18 protein-coding genes and 1 pseudogene are annotated in these 18,916 nt (G+C 57.9%); 13 read left to right on the top strand and 6 right to left on the bottom strand.

Annotated features, from left to right (window positions below; genetic code table 11):
* Positions 1–2 precede the first annotated feature (2 nt).
* Complete coding sequence (locus VDP81_RS14995; RefSeq protein WP_322995074.1) at positions 3–1,379, top strand: MFS transporter; 1,377 nt, start codon at positions 3–5, stop codon at positions 1,377–1,379.
* Positions 1,380–1,512: 133 nt separating this feature from the next.
* Entirely contained in the window at positions 1,513–2,748 is a 1,236-nt protein-coding gene (locus VDP81_RS14990; protein ID WP_322995075.1) for an ABC transporter substrate-binding protein, read from the top strand.
* Here VDP81_RS14990 and VDP81_RS14985 read toward each other — a convergent pair.
* Positions 2,734–4,032 carry a diguanylate cyclase gene (locus VDP81_RS14985; protein ID WP_323012735.1) on the bottom strand — a complete coding sequence of 433 codons (1,299 nt, stop codon included), beginning with the start codon at positions 4,030–4,032 and terminating at the stop codon, positions 2,734–2,736. The genes VDP81_RS14990 and VDP81_RS14985 overlap by 15 nt on opposite strands.
* Before the next feature lie 300 nt (positions 4,033–4,332).
* On the opposite strand from VDP81_RS14985, the pseudogene VDP81_RS15400 reads away from it, so the two are divergent.
* The 5 genes and pseudogenes from VDP81_RS15400 to VDP81_RS14965 form a co-directional block, all read left to right on the top strand.
* Positions 4,333–4,707: pseudogene (locus tag VDP81_RS15400) on the top strand (HAMP domain-containing protein); the annotation flags it as partial.
* Positions 4,681–5,508, top strand: a complete 828-nt coding sequence (locus tag VDP81_RS14980) for a methyl-accepting chemotaxis protein (protein WP_416233274.1) — start codon at positions 4,681–4,683, stop codon at positions 5,506–5,508. The pseudogene VDP81_RS15400 and the gene VDP81_RS14980, both read left to right, overlap by 27 nt.
* A gap of 80 nt (positions 5,509–5,588) precedes the next feature.
* Entirely contained in the window at positions 5,589–6,023 is a 435-nt protein-coding gene (locus VDP81_RS14975; protein WP_322995078.1) for a DUF5602 domain-containing protein, read from the top strand.
* A complete protein-coding gene (locus VDP81_RS14970) occupies positions 6,023–6,544 on the top strand; it encodes a cupredoxin domain-containing protein (protein WP_323012733.1) in 522 nt (173 codons plus the stop codon). The genes VDP81_RS14975 and VDP81_RS14970 overlap by 1 nt, the downstream gene beginning before the upstream one ends.
* Before the next feature lie 268 nt (positions 6,545–6,812).
* Positions 6,813–8,984 carry a putative bifunctional diguanylate cyclase/phosphodiesterase gene (locus VDP81_RS14965; RefSeq protein WP_322995080.1) on the top strand — a complete coding sequence of 724 codons (2,172 nt, stop codon included), beginning with the start codon at positions 6,813–6,815 and terminating at the stop codon, positions 8,982–8,984.
* A 47-nt stretch (positions 8,985–9,031) separates the two neighbouring features.
* On the opposite strand, the gene VDP81_RS14960 is transcribed toward VDP81_RS14965, so the two are convergent.
* The 5 genes from VDP81_RS14960 to VDP81_RS14940 form a co-directional block, all read right to left on the bottom strand.
* Positions 9,032–9,772, bottom strand: a complete 741-nt coding sequence (locus VDP81_RS14960; RefSeq protein WP_322995081.1) for an amino acid ABC transporter ATP-binding protein — start codon at positions 9,770–9,772, stop codon at positions 9,032–9,034.
* Positions 9,773–9,853: 81 nt separating this feature from the next.
* The gene (locus VDP81_RS14955) at positions 9,854–10,951 is read right to left on the bottom strand and encodes an amino acid ABC transporter permease (RefSeq protein WP_322995082.1); all 1,098 of its coding nucleotides are present in this window, start codon (positions 10,949–10,951) and stop codon (positions 9,854–9,856) included.
* The gene (locus VDP81_RS14950; protein WP_323012732.1) at positions 10,952–12,139 is read right to left on the bottom strand and encodes an amino acid ABC transporter permease; all 1,188 of its coding nucleotides are present in this window, start codon (positions 12,137–12,139) and stop codon (positions 10,952–10,954) included. It lies immediately after the preceding gene.
* An 84-nt stretch (positions 12,140–12,223) separates the two neighbouring features.
* On the bottom strand, positions 12,224–13,240 hold the full coding sequence (locus tag VDP81_RS14945; protein WP_322995084.1) for an amino acid ABC transporter substrate-binding protein: 1,017 nt from the start codon (positions 13,238–13,240) through the stop codon (positions 12,224–12,226).
* Between the two features lie 132 nt (positions 13,241–13,372).
* Positions 13,373–14,308: a phosphorylase gene (locus tag VDP81_RS14940; protein WP_323012731.1), complete on the bottom strand. Its 936-nt coding sequence runs from the start codon at positions 14,306–14,308 to the stop codon at positions 13,373–13,375.
* A gap of 164 nt (positions 14,309–14,472) precedes the next feature.
* On the opposite strand from VDP81_RS14940, the gene VDP81_RS14935 reads away from it, so the two are divergent.
* The 6 genes from VDP81_RS14935 to VDP81_RS14910 all read left to right on the top strand — a co-directional run bounded on the left by VDP81_RS14935 (position 14,473) and on the right by VDP81_RS14910 (position 18,880).
* Positions 14,473–15,183: an RNA polymerase sigma factor gene (locus VDP81_RS14935; RefSeq protein ID WP_322995086.1), complete on the top strand. Its 711-nt coding sequence runs from the start codon at positions 14,473–14,475 to the stop codon at positions 15,181–15,183.
* Between the two features lie 13 nt (positions 15,184–15,196).
* The gene (locus tag VDP81_RS14930) at positions 15,197–15,610 is read left to right on the top strand and encodes a copper resistance protein NlpE (RefSeq protein WP_323012730.1); all 414 of its coding nucleotides are present in this window, start codon (positions 15,197–15,199) and stop codon (positions 15,608–15,610) included.
* 89 nt (positions 15,611–15,699) lie between these two features.
* Positions 15,700–16,263: a DUF2799 domain-containing protein gene (locus VDP81_RS14925; RefSeq protein WP_322995089.1), complete on the top strand. Its 564-nt coding sequence runs from the start codon at positions 15,700–15,702 to the stop codon at positions 16,261–16,263.
* 49 nt (positions 16,264–16,312) lie between these two features.
* Positions 16,313–17,431, top strand: coding sequence for an alkene reductase (locus VDP81_RS14920; protein ID WP_323012729.1), 1,119 nt, complete (start codon positions 16,313–16,315; stop codon positions 17,429–17,431).
* A 67-nt stretch (positions 17,432–17,498) separates the two neighbouring features.
* Positions 17,499–18,182 carry an isoprenylcysteine carboxylmethyltransferase family protein gene (locus tag VDP81_RS14915; protein WP_323012728.1) on the top strand — a complete coding sequence of 228 codons (684 nt, stop codon included), beginning with the start codon at positions 17,499–17,501 and terminating at the stop codon, positions 18,180–18,182.
* Positions 18,183–18,214: 32 nt separating this feature from the next.
* The gene (locus tag VDP81_RS14910; protein WP_322995092.1) at positions 18,215–18,880 is read left to right on the top strand and encodes a response regulator transcription factor; all 666 of its coding nucleotides are present in this window, start codon (positions 18,215–18,217) and stop codon (positions 18,878–18,880) included.
* The last annotated feature ends 36 nt before the right edge of the window (positions 18,881–18,916 follow it).

Genomic DNA, 18,916 nt, shown 5'->3' with positions numbered 1-18,916 from the left:
TCATGCCTGCCACCACCACGATTCGCCGGGTACCCGCCTTTATCACCATCGCACTGGCACTGCTGATGACGTCGGTCGACTCCACCATCGTGGCCACCGTCCTGCATGATTTGCAGCATGGTCTGAATACCTCGATCAACTGGGCGGGCTGGACCATCACCGCCTTTGCCTTTGGCTTCGTCCTGATGCTGCCCATCAGCGGTGCTTTAAGCGAACGCATCGGTCGGCGTCGGGTATTCATGGGATCAGTGGCGGTCTTTACCCTGGCCTCGTTACTGTGCGGCCTGACCGACAATATCGTGCTGCTGATTTTCCTGCGCGCCTTGCAGGCGGCGGGCGGCGCGGGCATCACCCCATCGGCCACCGGCATCGTGGTGGATTATTTCGGCAGCAGCCGTGACCGCGCAGTCAGCCTGTTCGGCAGTATTTTCCCCATTGGCGCGATGATCGGGCCTATATTCGGGGGCCTGTTCGTGGCTTACTGGAACTGGCGCGGCGTTTTTTTCGTCAATGTCCCGATCGGCCTGCTGATACTCTGGATGGCGCTGCGCTATATCCCGCCAGATCCAGTGCGTGAACGCAAGCCCGGCCCCGGTCTGGACTATCTGGGCCTGGGATACCTGGGGGTCTGCTTGTTGGCCAGCATGCTGACGGCCAGCTACCTGGGCGAGCCCGATCTCCCGGTGCTGTCGGCTCAGATTCTGGTGCCGGGTGTGTTGGCGCTGCTGACAGGCTGGAGATTTTTTCATCATATCCACCGTAGCAGCCATCCCTTTATCACCCCAAACCTGATTCATGGTCCGGGCTTTGGGGTCGTCAACTTGATCAACCTGATCTTTGGCGGCATTACCATCGGTGCCATCACGCTGATTCCGCTGTATGCCACCAACCGCTATCAGATGGACGCCTTGCTCTCTGGGTCCTTGCTGGTTGCCCAGGGTGTGGCCGCCATCCTGCTGTCCCTGCTCTGCACCCTGCTTATCCGGCGTACCGGCTACCGCTTGCCGCTGTATGTGGGCGGCGTCATCATCGCCATCGGCATGACGCTGCTGGCACTGCCCCCCGCCTTTGGCTGGTCGCCTTTTGCCTGGCTGGCGGCCACCGCTTTTTTGATCGGTGTGGGCACCGGCAGCGTCAATCCGGCCAGCCGCAACGCAGGCCTGCAACTGGCCCCAAAATCCGCTGCAACCTTGGCGGCGCTGCGCACGCTGGCAATGCAGCTGGGTACCATCACTTTTATTTCCCTGGTCACTACCGTATTGTCGGTTTCACAGCACCCCGGCCAGAGCCAGGCCTGGATTTATGGGGGACTGGCGGCGCTGGTGCTGGCGGCGCTGCCACTGGTGCATCGGGTACCCGAGCACCATGGCGCCTGGTAGCGCCTGCAAAACCAAACCGCGCCAGCAGTAGGCATACCACCGTCTTGGCGGGCATTTGCTGGCATGATTGTGCCTGTCCCCAAGGCTGGTTCATGCATTGCATCCCGTTTACCATTGATATACAGGTTTCCCCATGAAGATATTCTCTAGTCTGGCCACTAGCCTGACGCTGGCCCTGCTGTGCAGCCCAGCCCATAGCACCGGCATCTCCGACGACATCATCCGCATCGGCTTCATCACCGATATGTCCGGGGTTTATGCCGACGGCGACGGCCCTGGCGGGGCTGAAGCCATCCGCATGGCCATTGCCGATGCCGGTGGTCAAATCAACGGCAAGTCCATCGAACTACTGACGGCTGACAGCCGCAATAAGGCCGATGTCTCATCTGCCCTGGCGCGCGACTGGTTCGATAACCAGCAACTGGATTTATTGATAGGCGGCACAAATTCAGCCGCCAGCCTGGCCATGTCGGCCGTAGCCGCCGAAAAGAAAAAACCCTTCATTACATCGGGGGCTGGGGCATCAGCTTTCACCAATGCGCAGTGCAACCCCTACACCATCCAATACACCTATTCCACCAGCGGCCTGGCCCGAGGCACAGGGGCAGCGGTTGTCGGCCAAGGCGGACAATCCTGGTTTTTCCTGACCACTGATTACACCTTTGGTCACGAACTGGAGCGTGACACCGCAGCCGTCGTCCAGCAATCCGGGGGAAAAGTCCTGGGGGCCGTGCGCACGCCCTTGGGCGTGGCTGATTTTTCATCCTTTATCCTGCAGGCCCAAAGCTCGGGCGCCACTGTACTGGCGCTGGCCAATGCAGGGGCCGATCTGGTCAACTCGCTGAAAACGGCCGTTGAATTCGGCCTGACCAGCACCATGACCCCTGTGGGCTTGACCACGACCCTACTGGACATTCATGCATTAGGGCTAGACGTTACCCAGGGCATGTATTTCACCGTGCCCTGGTATTGGAATAAAACCCCAGAGGCTGAAGTCTGGTCTGAACGCTATCTGGAAAAAATCGGTCGCATGCCGACCTACAGCCAGGCTGGGAACTACTCCGCTGTCTCCAGCTATCTGAATGCTGTCCGCGAAACAGGCTCAGACGATGCCGATGCCATGATGCAGTGGCTGAAGTCCCATCCGGTGAATGATTTCTTTGTACAAAACGGGATTATCCGCGCCGATGGCCGCATGATGAATGATCTGACTCTGCTGCAGGTAAAAACTCCAGCTGAAAGCACCGGCCCCTGGGATCTGCACAAAGTGGTCGCCGTCATCCCCGCCGAAACTGCCTATGGGCCGCTTAGTACATCCACCTGCCCTTATGTACAGGCAGCGGCAGGAAAACCATCAAGCCAAGGCTGACATACTGACCACCTGATTGCGGCCCTGTTTTTTAGCCTGATACAGGGCGTCGTCAGCCCTGGAGAACAAGGCATCGAAGCCTGCATCGTCGGCTTCGCGGCTGACCACCCCAAAGCTCGCGCTGACCTGCAGCGCGGAATGTTCCGGGCAAAACCGCCCTTGTATGATCAGGGTCCGCAGCCGCTCGGCGATGCTCAGGGCGGTCACCAAGTCTGTGGCGGGCAGCAATACGGCAAACTCTTCCCCCCCTATGCGGGCAAATACATCTTCTTCGCGCAGCGCATCCGTGCACACCCGCGCCAGGCCCCGCAAGACGGCATCCCCGACCAGATGGCCATACTGGTCATTGATTTGTTTGAAATGATCGACATCCAGCGTGATCAGGCTCAAGTCATGGCCGCGGCGGCGGCTACCGGCAAAATCGCGCACGGCATGTTCGTAAAAGCAACGCCGGTTTGCCACGGCGGTCAGGCTATCCGTGGTGGCCTGAGTCTGCAATTGCTCTTTGAGCTCATGCAGCTCGGTGATGTCCGTGGTCAGGCCAATCACCGCCTGTTCGCCCTGAGGCAGGGTCCAGGGAACCTTGACAGTCCAGTAGTGATGCATGCGCCCACTGGCATCAAGCAGGGATTCTTCGCCCTCCAGGCGCTGCCCTGATTCAAACAGACGACGATCCATCGCAGAATGACTCTCGGCCCGATCCGGCGGCAGGATATCGACATCGCGCCAGCCGACGATGTCCTGGATCGGACGCTGAAAGGTCTCGGCCACGCGCTGATTGGCATACAAATAGCGGCCATCCTGATCTTTCATATAGATGCAGGCCCCTAGATTATCCAGCACCATATCCAACAAAGCCTTGTGCTGCTGGGCCTTGGTCTCTGTCTTTTTTTCGTGAGTGATCTCAAAAGACACGCCGCTGATGCCCAGCAAGCGTTGCTGGGCATCGTATAAGGGACTTTTGACAGACCGATACCAGCGCAATTTTCCGGTTATGGGGTCTGGCATGGACTCTTCGGCGGTCAGACGCTGTCCGGACTGCATGACCAACACGTCGTTCTTGCGAAAGCCACGGGCGGCCTGCGCGTCCATATAGTGGTGATCTTTCTTGCCCAGAATATCGGCCAAAGCACAACCGAAACGCCGCAACAACACATCATTGGCGTAGGTCAGCCGTCCTTCGGTATCCTTGATGTAGATAATCGCGCCCAAACCATCCAAAACCTGTCTTAGCACAGCATTGTCTGACAAGGGTGCGAAATGATCGGATGCCTGACTGGACATAGCGCCTCGTCACTTGGTAAATAGGGTCATGAATCCACACGAAAATCCTTCAAAAGATATCACATCAGTAATAATCAGAACACTAGGGAAGCCCATGATGCAAGAACGCATGATCGACCGCCCCATCATCAAACCTTGATAAGCATCATCCAGGTAATGATATGTCAGGGGCGAATGTCTCATGCCAGAATAAAAATGCGGGATGCTGTGATCTGAGCAGATCAGACCAGCCTCCCGACTCATATGACCGGAAAAAAATAGTCGGCGCCATGGCAGTCCACGACCCTTGGAGACACCCCCATGAAAGGCTTTCTGTCCGGATGCTCGCTGCGTATGCGATTGTCCCTGATTTTGCTATCACTGCTGGTCTGGATACTGGCTGCTTTGGCCTGTGCCATGTGGTTGCGCCCTGCTTTGGGTGCAGGCTGGCCGGATGCACCAGCAGGCCAGAATCCCGGCACGTCAGGCTTTCTGTCTGTATTGGCCGCGATCCTGTTGGCAGCCACGGTCAACATTTTCCTGGCCTATCGCTGGCTGTACGGGATGGTTGTGCGCCCGCTGCGCGACACTGGCGGCTTGCTCAGCCGCATTGCGGCGGGCGACCTGACCACCCCCATCGAGGTCTGGACGCGTGATGAAATCGGCAATATGTTCCAGGGCATCAAGGACATGCAAACGGGCTTGAAATCCATCGTTGCCTCTACCCTGGACAATACCCAGCAAATGCAGCAGGCCGCCCAGGATATCGCCAACGGCAACCAGGATCTGACCCAGCACACCGAACAATCATCCACGGCGCTACGACATACCGCCAGCAGCATCGAGCAACTGCTGCGCACCATCGGCAGCAATGCAGACAACGCCAAACAAGCCAAGCTTCTGGCCCACCAAGCCGCTGCCGTCGCCGGCCAAGGCGGGCACACCGCAGCAGAAGTCACCCGCACCATGACAGAAATCACCGACAGCGCGGCCAAGATGACCGATATCATCGGCATCATCGACAGCATCGCCTTTCAGACCAATATCCTGGCCCTGAATGCCTCGGTCGAAGCGGCCAGAGCCGGTGAACAGGGGCGCGGCTTCGCGGTCGTGGCCGCCGAAGTTCAAGGCCTGGCGCAGCGCAGCGCCAACGCCGCGCGCGAAATCCGGGCGCTTATTTCCCTGTCCTCCACCCGCGTTGAGTCCGGCATGCAGCAAGCCCACAAGGCCGGGGACACCATGCAGAGTATTGTGCAGGTCATTGCCCAGGTATCGACACTGATCGAAGAAATCACGGCGGCCACCGAAGAACAATCCGCAGACATCAGTCAGATCCATCAGGCCATGGCAGAACTGGAAACCATCACCGAGCACAATGCCCGCCTGGCCCAAGCGGCAACCAGCAACGCCCACACGCAGCAGCGCCTGGCCGGGGCTGTCAATTCTTCGCTGGCCATATTTCACCTGCCCGAAACCGTGCCTGCGCTTTCTACGTGAAACGTTCTTTCTCCTGGGTGCATCCAATGGGGTGACGAGGCCACAAGTTGCCTCATATACACGCTATCAGGAGATAGACCATGATCCGTTCCATTCTGACCGCCACAGCCGCCGCCGCTGCAATGACTTTGTCCATGGGGGCCACCCCTGCCCTGGCCGCCGAGGCTGCCGTGCAATCCGCTCCTCCCGCCGCCCCTTACAAGGCGGTCAGTTCACTGGTGAAGCTGCCTGATTTCATCCCAGGCATGGGTCAGCTATTCGTCGATCCCGCCACCCTGCCTGCGGGCCCGTTCCTGGCCTATGACCACGATGGCAAGCTGGTCAGCACCACCTATATGATTCCGCTGTCCATGATGAAGGCCGACATGAATCTATCCGACCTGAAGGTGCCGGCTGGTACCGTAGACCATGTGGACATGATGTATAACGCAGGCCATCCGGGCGTGGCCGAGCCACACATCCACATCGTGCTGTGGAATATCCCTGCCGCCCAAGAAAGTCGGGTCGCCAAGTAATGATCAAGGCCTTTGACTCCCGCCGACGACTGATTTTGTCGGCTGGGGGCGGCCTGCTGTTGACGGCAACCCTGTTGCGCAGGGCCAATGCCGCCAGCGAGGTCGAGATCGCCATGGCTGGTACAGCCAACGGTTCCCAAGTCTGGTTCCGCCCGCGTGGGCTATTGATCCAGCCCGGCCAGCTTGTGCGCTGGGTCAATCAGGACGCTGGCAACGTCCACACCACGACCTCATATGATCCCAGCAACAAAAAGCCACAACGCATCCCCGATGGTGCGAAAGGCTGGAATTCGGATTATCTGATGCCGGGTCAGTCATTCAGCATGACGTTTACAGTGCCTGGCGTTTACGATTACTTCTGCCTGCCCCACGAACATGCCGGCATGGTGGGCCGCCTGATCGTCGGCACTGCCGATACCGCACAGTCGCCTTATGCAGGCACGGATGCCCAGTTGCCGGCGGCAGCGCTGCAGGCCTTGCCTTCTGTGGTGGAAATATTAAAAGGCCAGCCCATTGATTAAGCCGCTTTTTAGTCTGACGTAGACAACAGGCTCCCATTCGGGGGCCTGTTCGCTTCACGCCGCCCATTTTGCCTGAGTCAAGCGCAATAGCCTCTGGGTGAGAATTTAAACGCTTTGATGAACTGCCTGCGAAGCTCAGGGGATTGGCTCACAATCGCACAGAACACAGCGGCGGCCCGGAAAATGCGCGAATCGCCCTGCAACTTCCCCCAGCTTTCACTCATATCTAGCATAGAATCTATATCTTCTGATTTCCTGGGTGCCTGTGATGCTTGATTTTTTGCTGCGGTGGCTGCGTAGGCCTCGCCCCAAGCCCCATGCCGGGATACCAGCAGACTATCTGGCCCTGAAAGAAAGCCATCAACACCTGCAAACCATATTCAACCAAGCCGCCGTAGGCATTGCCTTGGTGAATATGGAAACCGGGCGTTTCGAACGTGTGAATCAACGTTACGCTGATATTTTGGGCTATACCAGGCAAGAACTAAACGGGCAGCTGGTCTTCAAGCTATCCAGCCCGGACGACGACAACCGCCTGACGCAAACCCTGCGCGACGAACTACGCCAGGGCAAACGCGCCTCTTTCCACATTGAAAAACGTCAAATTCGTAAGGATGGTCAAACAGTCTGGATAGATTTGACCGTTGCGCCCGTCGAGCAAGACGATGGATTGCGCCTATACGATATTGGGGTCATCCAGGACATCACCGAACGGCGACAGATGCAAGACGCCTTGCGTGTCAGTGAAGCCCACCTACGCAATATTCTGGATCATCTGCCGTTGGGGATACTGCAATCCGGCTCTGCGACGCAACGGGTTTTTTATAACCGCAACTTCATGGATATGACGGGTTATAGCAGCAAAGAGCTGGTCAACCCAGGCAGTTGGTGGCGCTTGGCCTTTCCTGACGCAAGCGAACGCCATGAAGCAAAAACCCGCTGGAGCACGCTACGCGCCCAGGCGGCTGCCCAGGGTGGATTGATTGAACGCAGCGAATACAATATACGCCGGGCAGATGGCACGTTTTGCAGCATGGCGATTTCGGGCATTTTGCTGGACACTGGTGAAATTGCGATTTTCGAGGACCTCAGCCGCTATAAAGCAGCTGAAGAGCAAATCAATTACCTGGCCTATTATGATTCGCTCACAGGCTTGGCCAACCGCCGATTGCTGAAAGAGAGATTGGCCGAAACGCTACACCAAGGCATACGCAGCAAGCAATGCGGTGCAGTGCTCATGCTGGGATTGGATCGTTTCAAAACCTTGAATGAAGCCCGGGGACACAGCTGCGGAGACCAGTTGCTGCGCCAGGTGGCACAGCAACTGCGTGCTTGCCTGCAGCCTGACGATACTTTGGCGCGCTACGCTGGCGATACCTTTGTCTTGGTGATGGCCGCCAGCCAGCAAACGCCCGATAAAGCCGCACAACAAGCCAGTCAACTGGGCCAAAAAATTCTCTTGATCCTGCGGTCAGCTTCAATTTTACTGGACGGACAAAGCTATCGTGGCACAGCCAGCATCGGGGTGGCTGTTTTTCAGGGCCAAGACGAAACCCCCGAGACCTTGCTGCAGCAGGTTGACATGGCCATGTATCAGGCCAAGGCCAATGGCCGCAATACACTGGCTTTTTACGATACCCAGACCCAGGCCCGTATCAGCAAACGGGCAAAGCTGGAAGCCGATTTACAGATCGCCATCGAACAGGGTCAGTTGCAGCCTTATTTTCAACCCCAGGTGCGCAGCGGACAGATCGTGGGGGCCGAGGTCCTGGTGCGTTGGCCGCACCCAAGCCAGGGCCTGATTTCGCCGGCCCAGTTCATTCCGCTGGCCGAAGAAACGGGCTTGATCATCCCGCTGGGCGGCCAAATATTGCGTGCCGCCTGCCTGCAATTGGCACAATGGCAACAAGACCCTGTGCTGGCCAAGCTGACCTTATCGGTCAACATCAGCCCACTGCAGTTTTATCGGGAAGACTTTGTGGATCAGGTCCTGGATGTCCTGCAGCAAACTGGTGCCAATCCTAGACTATTGGGGCTGGAAATTACCGAAAGCCTGCTGTTGCAGAATGTCGAATCCACGGTGATCAAGATGCAGCAACTCAAGGCCCAGGGGCTGAGATTTGCACTGGACGATTTTGGGACAGGGTATTCTTCCTTGGCCTATCTTAAGCGTTTGCCACTGGATGAATTGAAAATCGATCAGAGCTTCGTACAGGACGCTCTGGGCGATGCCAGCGATGCGGCACTGGTCCGCACGATTGTCAGTCTGGGGGACGCCTTTGGGCTGCAGGTCATTGCCGAAGGCGTAGAAACCGATGCCCAGCGCCGTTTTTTGCAGGCCCAGGGCTGTTTAAGCTGGCAGGGATACCTGTTTGGCAGGCCCACACCCGTGGATCAATTTGAAAAACTGGTCCACGGATATGGACAAGCAAGCGCTTAAACGCCCCCTGAACAAGTCGAGCGGCACGCAGGCGCTGTGGTTCCCCCTTAGCTCAGGATCTGGCTCAGAAAAAGCTTGGTCCGTTCGTTCTTGGGGTGGTCGAAGAACTCATCGGGGGTGTTTTCCTCGATGATTTCGCCATGATCCATGAAAATCACGCGGTCTGCGACCTTGCGGGCAAAACCCATCTCGTGGGTCACGCACAGCATGGTCATGCCGGTTTCCTGGGCCAATTCCACCATGACGTCCAGGACTTCCTTGACCATTTCCGGGTCCAGCGCCGAAGTCGGCTCGTCGAACAACATGATTTTTGGATTCATGCACAGGGATCGAGCGATGGCCACGCGCTGCTGCTGCCCACCCGACAGCTGACCAGGATATTTTTTTGCCTGATCGGGAATCTGCACCCGTTCGAGGTACTTCATGGCGGTGGCCTCGGCCTCGGCCTTGGGGCGCTTCAGCACCCAAACGGGGCCCAGGGTCAGATTTTCCAGCACGGTCATGTGGGGGAACAAATTAAAATGCTGGAACACCATGCCCACGTCGCGGCGGATGGTTTCAATTTGCCTGAGATCGTTGGTGAGTTCCGTGCCATCCACAATGATCTGGCCTTCCTGGTGTTCTTCCAGGCGATTGATGCAGCGGATCATGGTGGATTTTCCTGAACCAGACGGCCCGCAGATGACGATGCGCTCACCGGACGAGACATCCAGATTGAGGTCTTTCAGGACATGAAACTGCCCATACCACTTGTTGACTTTTTTCAGGCTGATGATGGCTTCCGACATATGTCGCGGCTCCTGGGGCCAGTCGGTTGAAAGACAATACCGACTGGCGCGGTAAAAAACAAAAAGAAACGAATCCCGATCTCAACGCTGCTGGGACTGATCCAGCTGCCGCTCCAGCGACAGGCTATAGCGCGAGATTGAAAAACAAAAAATGAAATAAATAACGGCAATAAATAGATAGGCCTCGGTGCTGTAGCCGCGCCATATCGCATCAGACACCGCGACCTTGGCCGCCTGGGTCAGGTCGAACAGCCCAATGATCACCACCAGAGAAGTGTCCTTGAACAGCGAGATGAAGATACCAACCAGCGGTGGAATAACGATCTTCAGGGCCTGCGGCAGGATGATCTTGCGCATTTTCTGCCAATAGCTGAGACCCAGGGACTCAGCCCCCTCGTATTGTCCTTTAGGCATGGCCTGCAGGCCACCGCGCACCGTCTCGGCAATATAGGCCGCTGCAAACAGAATGATGGCGATCTGCGCCCGCAGCAGCTTATCGATGGAGAAACCTTCGGGCAGGAACAACGGCAGCATGACCGAGGACATGAACAACAAGCTGATCAGCGGCACGCCGCGGATGAGTTCGATGTAGACGACGCAGACGGCCCGGACCCCCGGCATATCGGAGCGCCGCCCCAGGGCCAGCAACAGTCCGAACGGAAAGGCAAAGGCAATCCCGAATGTAGACAGAATCAAGGTGACGGGCAAACCACCCCACTTTGCATTTTCGACATAGGACAGGCCAAAGACCCCACCCCACATCAGTACACCGACTGCCACCAGCGCCACCAACCACATCACCCCCAGAAAAGGTTTCCAGAACCAGCGGATGCAGCTGCACACAATGGTGCCCACCAGGATGCAGGAAGCCAGCAAGGGGCGCCACTGCTCGTCGTAGGGATAGATGCCAAACAGGATCAGGCGGTGTTTTTCGCGCACGAAGGCCCAGCAATATCCCCCGGTAGCCTGGCATTGCTGGGGCGTGGTGGCGGCGAAGTCTGGTCGCACAAAGAGATAGTCGATCAGTGCGGGTACAGCCAGCGCCAGAACCCAGAGCGTAAGCAAGGTCAAGACTGAACTAAGCGGCGAGTAAAACAAGCGGGAACGCACCCAGCCGACAACGCCCTGATTCTGGTGGGGCGGCAAGCGGTCCGCCGTTGCGGTATAAGTATCAGCCATTTATCGCTCCACCAGCGCGATGCGCTTGTTGTACCAATTCATGAAGACAGAAATGGAGAGGCTGACCACCAGATAAGCCGCCATGATGATCATGATGCCTTCGATGGCCTGGCCGGTCTGGTTGAGGATGGTATTGGTGACTGCCACAATATCGGGATAGCCAATAGCCACCGCCAATGAGCTGTTTTTCGTGAGGTTCAGGTATTGGCTGGTCATGGGCGGAATGATGACGCGCATGGCCTGGGGCAGAATCACCAGCCGCAGCGTGCGCGCCCGGGACAAGCCGATTGACGAAGCGGCTTCCCATTGGCCCTGGCTGACCGCCTGGATGCCGGAACGCACGACCTCGCCCACAAAGGCGGAGGTATAGATCACCAGGCCCAGCAAAAGCGCGGCAAATTCCGGTGACAGATTCAGCCCGCCCTGGAAGTTGAAGCCCTTGAGTTCAGGGCGATCGATTTCCAGTGAACCGCCGCTGATCAGCCAGCCCAGAACAGGCATCAACACCAGCAGACCCAGGGCAGCACGCCCCAGTGGGAAAATCTCGCCCGTGTTGTCCTGGCGGCGACGCGCCCAGTGTGCCAGCAGCACGATCAGGATGATGGCCAGCGCCAGTCCACCGAAGATCCAGTCCATGGCATCGCCGGTCAGCCAGGGAAGTTTCAGCCCGCGGTTGGACAGAAAGACATTGGGCAGAGGCGTCAGTGCCTGACGCGGCCCCGGCATGAGTTCGGTGATCAGCGCATACCAGAAAAACAGCTGCAGCAGCAGGGGGATATTGCGCATGACCTCGATGTAGAGGCCTGTCAAGCGGGAGATCAGCCAGTTTTTTGACAACCGCCCGATGCCCAGCAAAGTACCGAACAAGGTGGAGACAATCACCCCGATGACGGAGACTTTAAGGGTGTTGAGCAAGCCCACCATCACCGCCCTGCCGTAAGTATCGGCCGGGGCATATGGAATCATGGATTCGCCGATGGCGAAACCGGCTTCTTCACCCAGAAAGCCAAAGCCGGTGGAGATATTGCGTACAGCCAGATTGTGTAGCGTGTTGGAAACCAGATACCACACCCCAAGGGCCACCAGGCCCAGAATGAGAACCTGATAGATCAGGGCGCGGGTGGATGGGTCATTCCAGGACCAACGGCGTGACGGCGCCTTCGGCGCACGATGAAGCGTGTCAGACATAGGCGATTTTCAGCAGACAGACGATTTTGCAAAAGAGGGCTCAGGCCACCGGGACCCCGGTGGCCTGAGAGGCAAAACGCTGGCTTAACGGATCGGCCAGCCGTACATGATGCCGCCCTTGTTCCATTGGGCGTTCAAGCCGCGATCAAGCTTCAGGGGTGAGCCCTGGCCGACGTTGCGTTCGAAGGATTCGCCGTAGTTGCCGACTTGTTTGATGATGTTGTAGGCCCAACGCTTGTCCAGGCCCAGGCCCTTGCCCATGTCGCCGGACACCCCCAGAATGCGCTGGATGTTGGGGTTGTCGCTCTTGAGCATTTCATCGACGTTCTGGGAAGTAATGCCGTATTCCTCGGCTTCCAGCATGGCCATGAGTGCCCAGCGGATGACCATGAACCATTCGTCATCACCCTGGCGCACCATGGGGCCCAGGGGCTCTTTGGAGAAGTTCTCGGGCAGGATGATGTAATTATCCGGCGTGGCCGAAGACGCCCGCAAGCTGGCCAACTGGGATTTATCGCTGGTGACGGCATCGCAACGACCCGACTCGAAGGTGCGGAAACCTTCTTCGGAGGTATTGATGACGACGGTCTTGAATTCAAGATTATTTGCCCGGAACCAGTCGGCAAGGTTGAGCTCTGTGGTGGTGCCCGCCAGCACGCACACCGCTGCGCCACCCAGTTCGGTGGCGCTTTTCACGCCAAGGTCCTTGCGCACCAGGATGCCCTGGCCGTCGTAGAAGTTGGTGCCGGTGCTCATCAGGCCCAATGTGGTGTCGCGGGTGATGGTGGCCGTCGAGTTACGTGTCAGTACATCGATCTCGCCGGACTGCAGCGCCGTAAAACGCTGTTGTGTGGTCAGCGGAACATATTTGGTCTTGGTGGCGTCACCAAACACCATGGCACCTACTGCGCGACACATGTCGATATCCAGACCTTTCCAGACGCCCTTGCTGTCGGCCAGCGCAAACCCAGGCAGACCGGCATTGACACCGCACTGCACATAGCCGTGTTGCTTGACCGTGTTGTAGGTATCGCCCGCCTGAGCACCCGTGCTGGCCAGCATCAAGGCAGCACTGACTGCTGCTAGTTTCATGAATTTCATAATTGTCCCTTCCAGTGAGCAGGTCGTTATTAGAAAGACGCGGATCGAAATCTTGTGGAATCAATCCGTCTGGCCTGACATCGTACTTTGTTAAGACACATAACAAACATGCGGGATATCCCTGCAGCAGAGTCAGCAATAGGCGTTTCCGGGCGCCATCCCTACGCTGGCGAGGACGTTCAGCGGGCCAGCCTCGCGAATGGCATCCATCTGGGCGGGGTCACGCACATAGAGCGTCCCGCCAAAGGACAAAGCATTCAGGGACACCCCCTGAAAATGCTCTTGGCTGCGCGGCACCGCCAACATCCAGCCATCACTGATCAACAGATTAAAAGGGGGCAGCAGGCCCTGGGCATCCGGGCGCAGGCCCAACACCGCGCAAGCCTGAGCATAGGCAGTCTGCATAGAGGCGGCGCTGGCCTGTGGCGCAGCCCCTGGCCCCGCATCCACCCGAATAAAGCAATGTGCTACCGAGGCCAGCAAAGGGTGATGCAGGACTGCGCCTTGCTCGGATACGGCAGGCAAGCCACGCACCAGGGCCTTCAATGAGGCGTTACCGGGTGCTGCCGGAATCCATTGCACATGCTTATGCCGCTGGCTGGCACCAGCCGCCGCTCCGCCGTTATAAAAGCCCAACCCACCGTATTGGGACAGGACTTGCGCCAGCGCGATGAAATCAATCAATTCCAGGGGGGACAATTGTTCGGCAAAGTCGCGCCTGGCCAACACCAGGTGATGCAGGCAGACAGGGAATTTATTCAGAATTGCCACGTGATGCGCGCCGATGGGCCCCACGGTCAACGCCGGATCAGGGCGCAGAAATGGATTGAAATTGGGGTCTCGGGGGCCGCCCGGCAAGATCGTGCCCGCTGGGCCAGATGCATTCTCAGCAGCGTCCTCGGGCTGTTTGACGGCATCCTTGGCGGCCAACGCCGCCACCCAGCGCACGACAAACGGCAAGCCCTGATCCTGCAGGTCGGCCTGCTCGGCCACGATAGGCTGTAAATCGCCTGTCGCAATGGCCTGCTGGGTACGCGTGCGTACTGTATCCATAAAATTATCTAGCATGCTCACTCCGTTCGTGGGCTGCGCCCATCAAGTTATGTGGCCAAGGCCTGACGGCTGGCGGTCAGATGAGCCCTGATTGTATGGGATCGATGTCAAAGCGGGTCTATACCGCACTGGCCCGTCAGGCCTTACAATTCAGCAAAGGATTTCTGGAGAAAGCCGCAATGGATACGATCGCGGAAACCGCATTGGACGACGATCTACACATATTCCAGCAAATTGCCGCAGGGGATCTGAGCGCATTTGACCGCCTGATGCGCCGCTATAACCAGCGCTTATATCGCACAGCACGCAGCATTCTGCACAACGACATGGATGCCGAGGAAGCCGTTCAGGACGCTTGGTGGAAAGCTTTTCAGCACTTAGGCGAATTCAGGGCCGAATCCCGCCCCTCAACCTGGCTGACGCGGATCGTGGTCAACGAGGCCCTGATGCGCCTTCGACGAAACAAAAGCCACGATGCCATCATCCAATTGGCAGATAACGAGCCCGATACCCCAAACCATCCTATGTCTCCCAGCAACCCAGCCACTACGTTGCCTGACAGCCAACAGCCCGATCAACAGGCCTGGCGCGCAGAAATGCGACGCCTGATCGAAACCCATGTCAACGCCCTGCCCGATCTGTACCGGGCCGTTTTCATGCTGCGCGGGGTAGAAGACATGCCTTCCGCCGAGGTCGCCACCATCCTGGACATCCCCGAAGCCACCGTCAGGGTGCGTTATATGCGCGCCAGGCGCTTATTGCAAGACAGCCTGAAGGATCAATTGGACCCTCATGTGCACGACGCATTTTCCTTCGCCGGCGAACGCTGCGATCGGATCGTGGCCGGCGTCCACGCCCGCATGCGGGCAGCCGGGCTGCCGGTGCCCTGATAACATGATGCTCATGAAAAAGAAACTGATATTGGCCCTGGCCACCGCTGTTCTGGCTGGATGCACCAGCCTGCCGACGTCCACTTCGGCCATCAACAGCGACCATAGCGCCCGCCAGGCCCTGGACTGGGCCGGCACCTATCGCGGCCTGTTGCCTTGCGCCGATTGCGAGGGCATAGAAACCACGGTAGTGCTCAGGCAAGATCGCAGCTACCACCAGCAAACCCGCTATGTGGGCAAGGGTGGCCAGGTATTCAATCAGGCAGGCACATTTACCTGGAACCCTGCGGGCGATACGATCACCCTGCCCGATCCGGAGCCTGCCCAGTATTTTGTCGGCGAGGGCTGGATCTTGCGCCTGGCCACCGATGGCAGCCGCATCACTGGTCCCCTGGCTGATCATTATCAACTGACCAAACTAGACTGAGCACCCATCAACAGCGTTTATCGGTGAGTCCCACGCCTCCTGATTTCCTATAACATACGGGCCATACCATCTCGGAAGGCTCCGTACCGATGAACCTGCTCAAACAAACACGTTCTGGTTTATATCGGACCTGGGCCTTCGGTCTGGGCATGTTGACGATTCTGATCCTGTCAGGTTGCGCCTCTATGTCCGAACAAGAGTGCCTGACTGCCGACTGGTACGATCAAGGCTACCGGGATGGCCGCAGGGGTTATCCGGTCGCGCGTGTGATCGACCATCAAAAGGCCTGCGCCGATGTAGGCGTCAGACCCGATATCGAGCGTTACAGGGCAGGGAACAGCCAAGGGGTGCTGGAATACTGCACCCCTGACAATGCCTTTACGGTCGGCCGCGCCGGACAATCCTATCGCAACGCCTGCCCTGCCCACCTAGAGGGAAAATTCCTGCCTGCTTACCACCAGGGCAAACGCATTTACGAAGCACAGCGGCAAGTTGACAATCTGAACAGCGAATCCAGTCGATTGCAGCGCAAACTGGAAAAAGAAAAGAAACCAGAGGTTCAGCGCCGCCTGCGCAATGAACTCCGCGACCTGGACCGGCGTCTGAGATACGCACGCGACACCCTGGCCGACCTGGATCGGTACTCACGATAGCCCGCTGCTGCTAAGCTGTCAGGTTATATCCCCTATACCCGAGACCAGCATGCGCACCTTATTCGATCCCTTCGACCTATCAGGTCTGAGTTTGTCCAACCGCATCGTGATGGCGCCACTGACACGCAATCGCTCTCCGAATGCGGTGCCACCCCCGATGGCTGCCACCTATTACACGCAACGCGCCAGCGCGGGGCTGCTGATCACGGAAGCCACGGCGATCTCTCAGCAAGGACAAGGCTATGCCGACGTGCCCGGCCTTTATTCAGCGGACGCGCTGAACGGGTGGCGGGCGGTCACCGACGCAGTACATGCCCAGGGCGGAAAAATCGTGGTGCAGCTATGGCATGTCGGCCGAGTCTCGCACCACTCGCTGCAGCCCGATGACCAGGCGCCCGTCGCGCCCTCGGCCATCCAGGCCAAAGCCAAGACCTATTTGATTGACCATGACGGCAATGGCCGCTTCATGCCCACGTCCATGCCGCGCGCACTGGAGATCAACGAAATCGCAGGGATCGTCCACGACTACCAACAAGCCGCCCGGGCGGCCATGGCCGCAGGCTTTGACGGGGTGGAAATCCATGCGGCCAACGGCTATCTGGTCGATCAATTCCTGCGCAGCAATTCAAACCATCGCACCGATGCCTATGGTGGCAGTATTGAAAACCGCGCACGCTTTCTGTTCGAGATCATCGATGCGATTTCAGCGGAAATTGGCACTGCACGCACAGGCATTCGCCTATCCCCCGTCACCCCCGCCAATGACGCCTACGACCCTCAACCTCAGCCGCTGTTTGAACACGTGGTCCAAGGCCTGGCAAAACGCGCAATTGCATATATCCATCTTATCGAAGGATCGACCGGGGCTGCCCGCGACCACCAGCAGGGCGACCAGCCATTTGACTATTCCGCGCTGAAGCAGGCCTATCGCGTGGCCGGGGGCCAGGGTGCCTGGATGGTGAACAACGGCTATGACGCGGCTTTGGCCGCCCAGACCATCGCCAGCGGCGAAGCCGACCTGATCGCCTTTGGCAAACCATTCATCAGCAACCCGGATCTGGTCGAACGCCTGCGTCTAGGTATTCCGTTCAGTGACTGGAACAGCCGCACGTTCTATGGCGGCGGAGAACAGGGGTATATCGACTATCCGGCCGCAACAAGCTGTTGACGCTCAGTCTGTCCTAAGTTTTCTTATGTAGTCTTCACGCTTTACGACACATCGGAAAAACTCAAGCATGGACCAGATATCGGCACACTACCTCGATTCAAGCGCCAATAGGATCGAAGACAAAATCATCGACAGCCGCTGGGAACATCTGGCACGTGCTCAGGTTCGGCGGCGTCACGCACTGGGCTGGCTTGCCGCGATGGCCATGTGCTCTTTGCTGTGGATCGACTCGGCGTGGCCAGAGGCCAGTATCCAGAACCAGGGGCTGGAATGGCTGGGCCTGGCATTGATATTCCTGGCCGTTCTCGGGCGTGCGGCGTGCATGCTGTATGTCGGTGGCCGCAAAGGCAGCGACCTCGTCGCTGATGGCCCCTACTCCATCAGCCGCAATCCTTTGTATGTTTTTTCGATGCTGGCCGTCCTGGGCATCGGGCTGCAAACTGGCAGCCTGACCATCGGCCTCGGCTTCACAGCGGTCGCCTATCTGATTTTTCGCTGGATTGTCAGGGAAGAAGAAATTCTGCTCAGTCTGGCTTTCGGCAAGGACTTTGATGCCTATTGCAAAACAGTCCCACGCTTTTTCCCCCGATTTTCCCTGTGGCAATCGCCACAGCACGTGATCGTTGATCTGCCAGGCATCTGGAGAACCGTTCGCGACGCCCTGCCCTATTTTCTGGCTGTGCCCGTCTTCGAACTGATCGAAGCCGCTCAACGGGCAGGCTGGGTGCATGTCTATGTTTCGCTGTTCTGAGCTGCAGACATTTCGGACGGAGAGAAGCCACCTTGAGAGTACTACTGGTTGAAGATGATCCCATGATAGGCGCAGCAGTCCGGGATGCCTTGAAAGAAGCCAGCTATGCAACGGATTGGGTCAAGGACGGCCTGACCGCGATCACCACGGCAAAGATCCAGCACTATGACACGGTGCTGCTTGACCTGGGCCTGCCGGGAATGGATGGACAGGATGTGCTGCGCACGATCCGCGCTCGAGATGCACAGGTGCCGATTCTGATCCTGACAGCACGCGATGCGCTGGACGAGCGTCTGCGCGGGCTGGACAGCGGCGCGGATGACTACATCATGAAGCCATTCGACATGGCGGAGCTCCTGGCCCGATTGCGCGCCGTGCTGCGCCGAAAGGAAGGCAAAGGAGCCCCAATCCTGTCGAACGGAATCATCTCGCTGGACCCCGTCACCCGAGAAGCCAGCATTGCGGGCGCTGAGTCCACGCGCCTGACGGCCCGGGAATTCGCCCTGCTGCGGGCGTTGCTGGCGCGTCCAGGGGCGATTCTGTCGCGCAGCGACCTGGAAGGCCATCTCTATGGCTGGGGAGAAGAAGTGGAAAGCAATGCCATCGAATATATTATTTATGCTTTGCGCAAAAAACTGGGCAATCACATGATCGAGAACGTCAGGGGGCTTGGGTGGATGGTCTCAAAAAGCGATTGAACGACTCTGTCCAATATCGCCTGTCATTTTCATTGG

This window comes from Castellaniella sp. (assembly GCF_034675845.1).
Taxonomy (GTDB): Bacteria; Pseudomonadota; Gammaproteobacteria; order Burkholderiales; family Burkholderiaceae_B; genus Castellaniella.
This window is presented reverse-complemented; position numbering and strand designations above follow the sequence as displayed.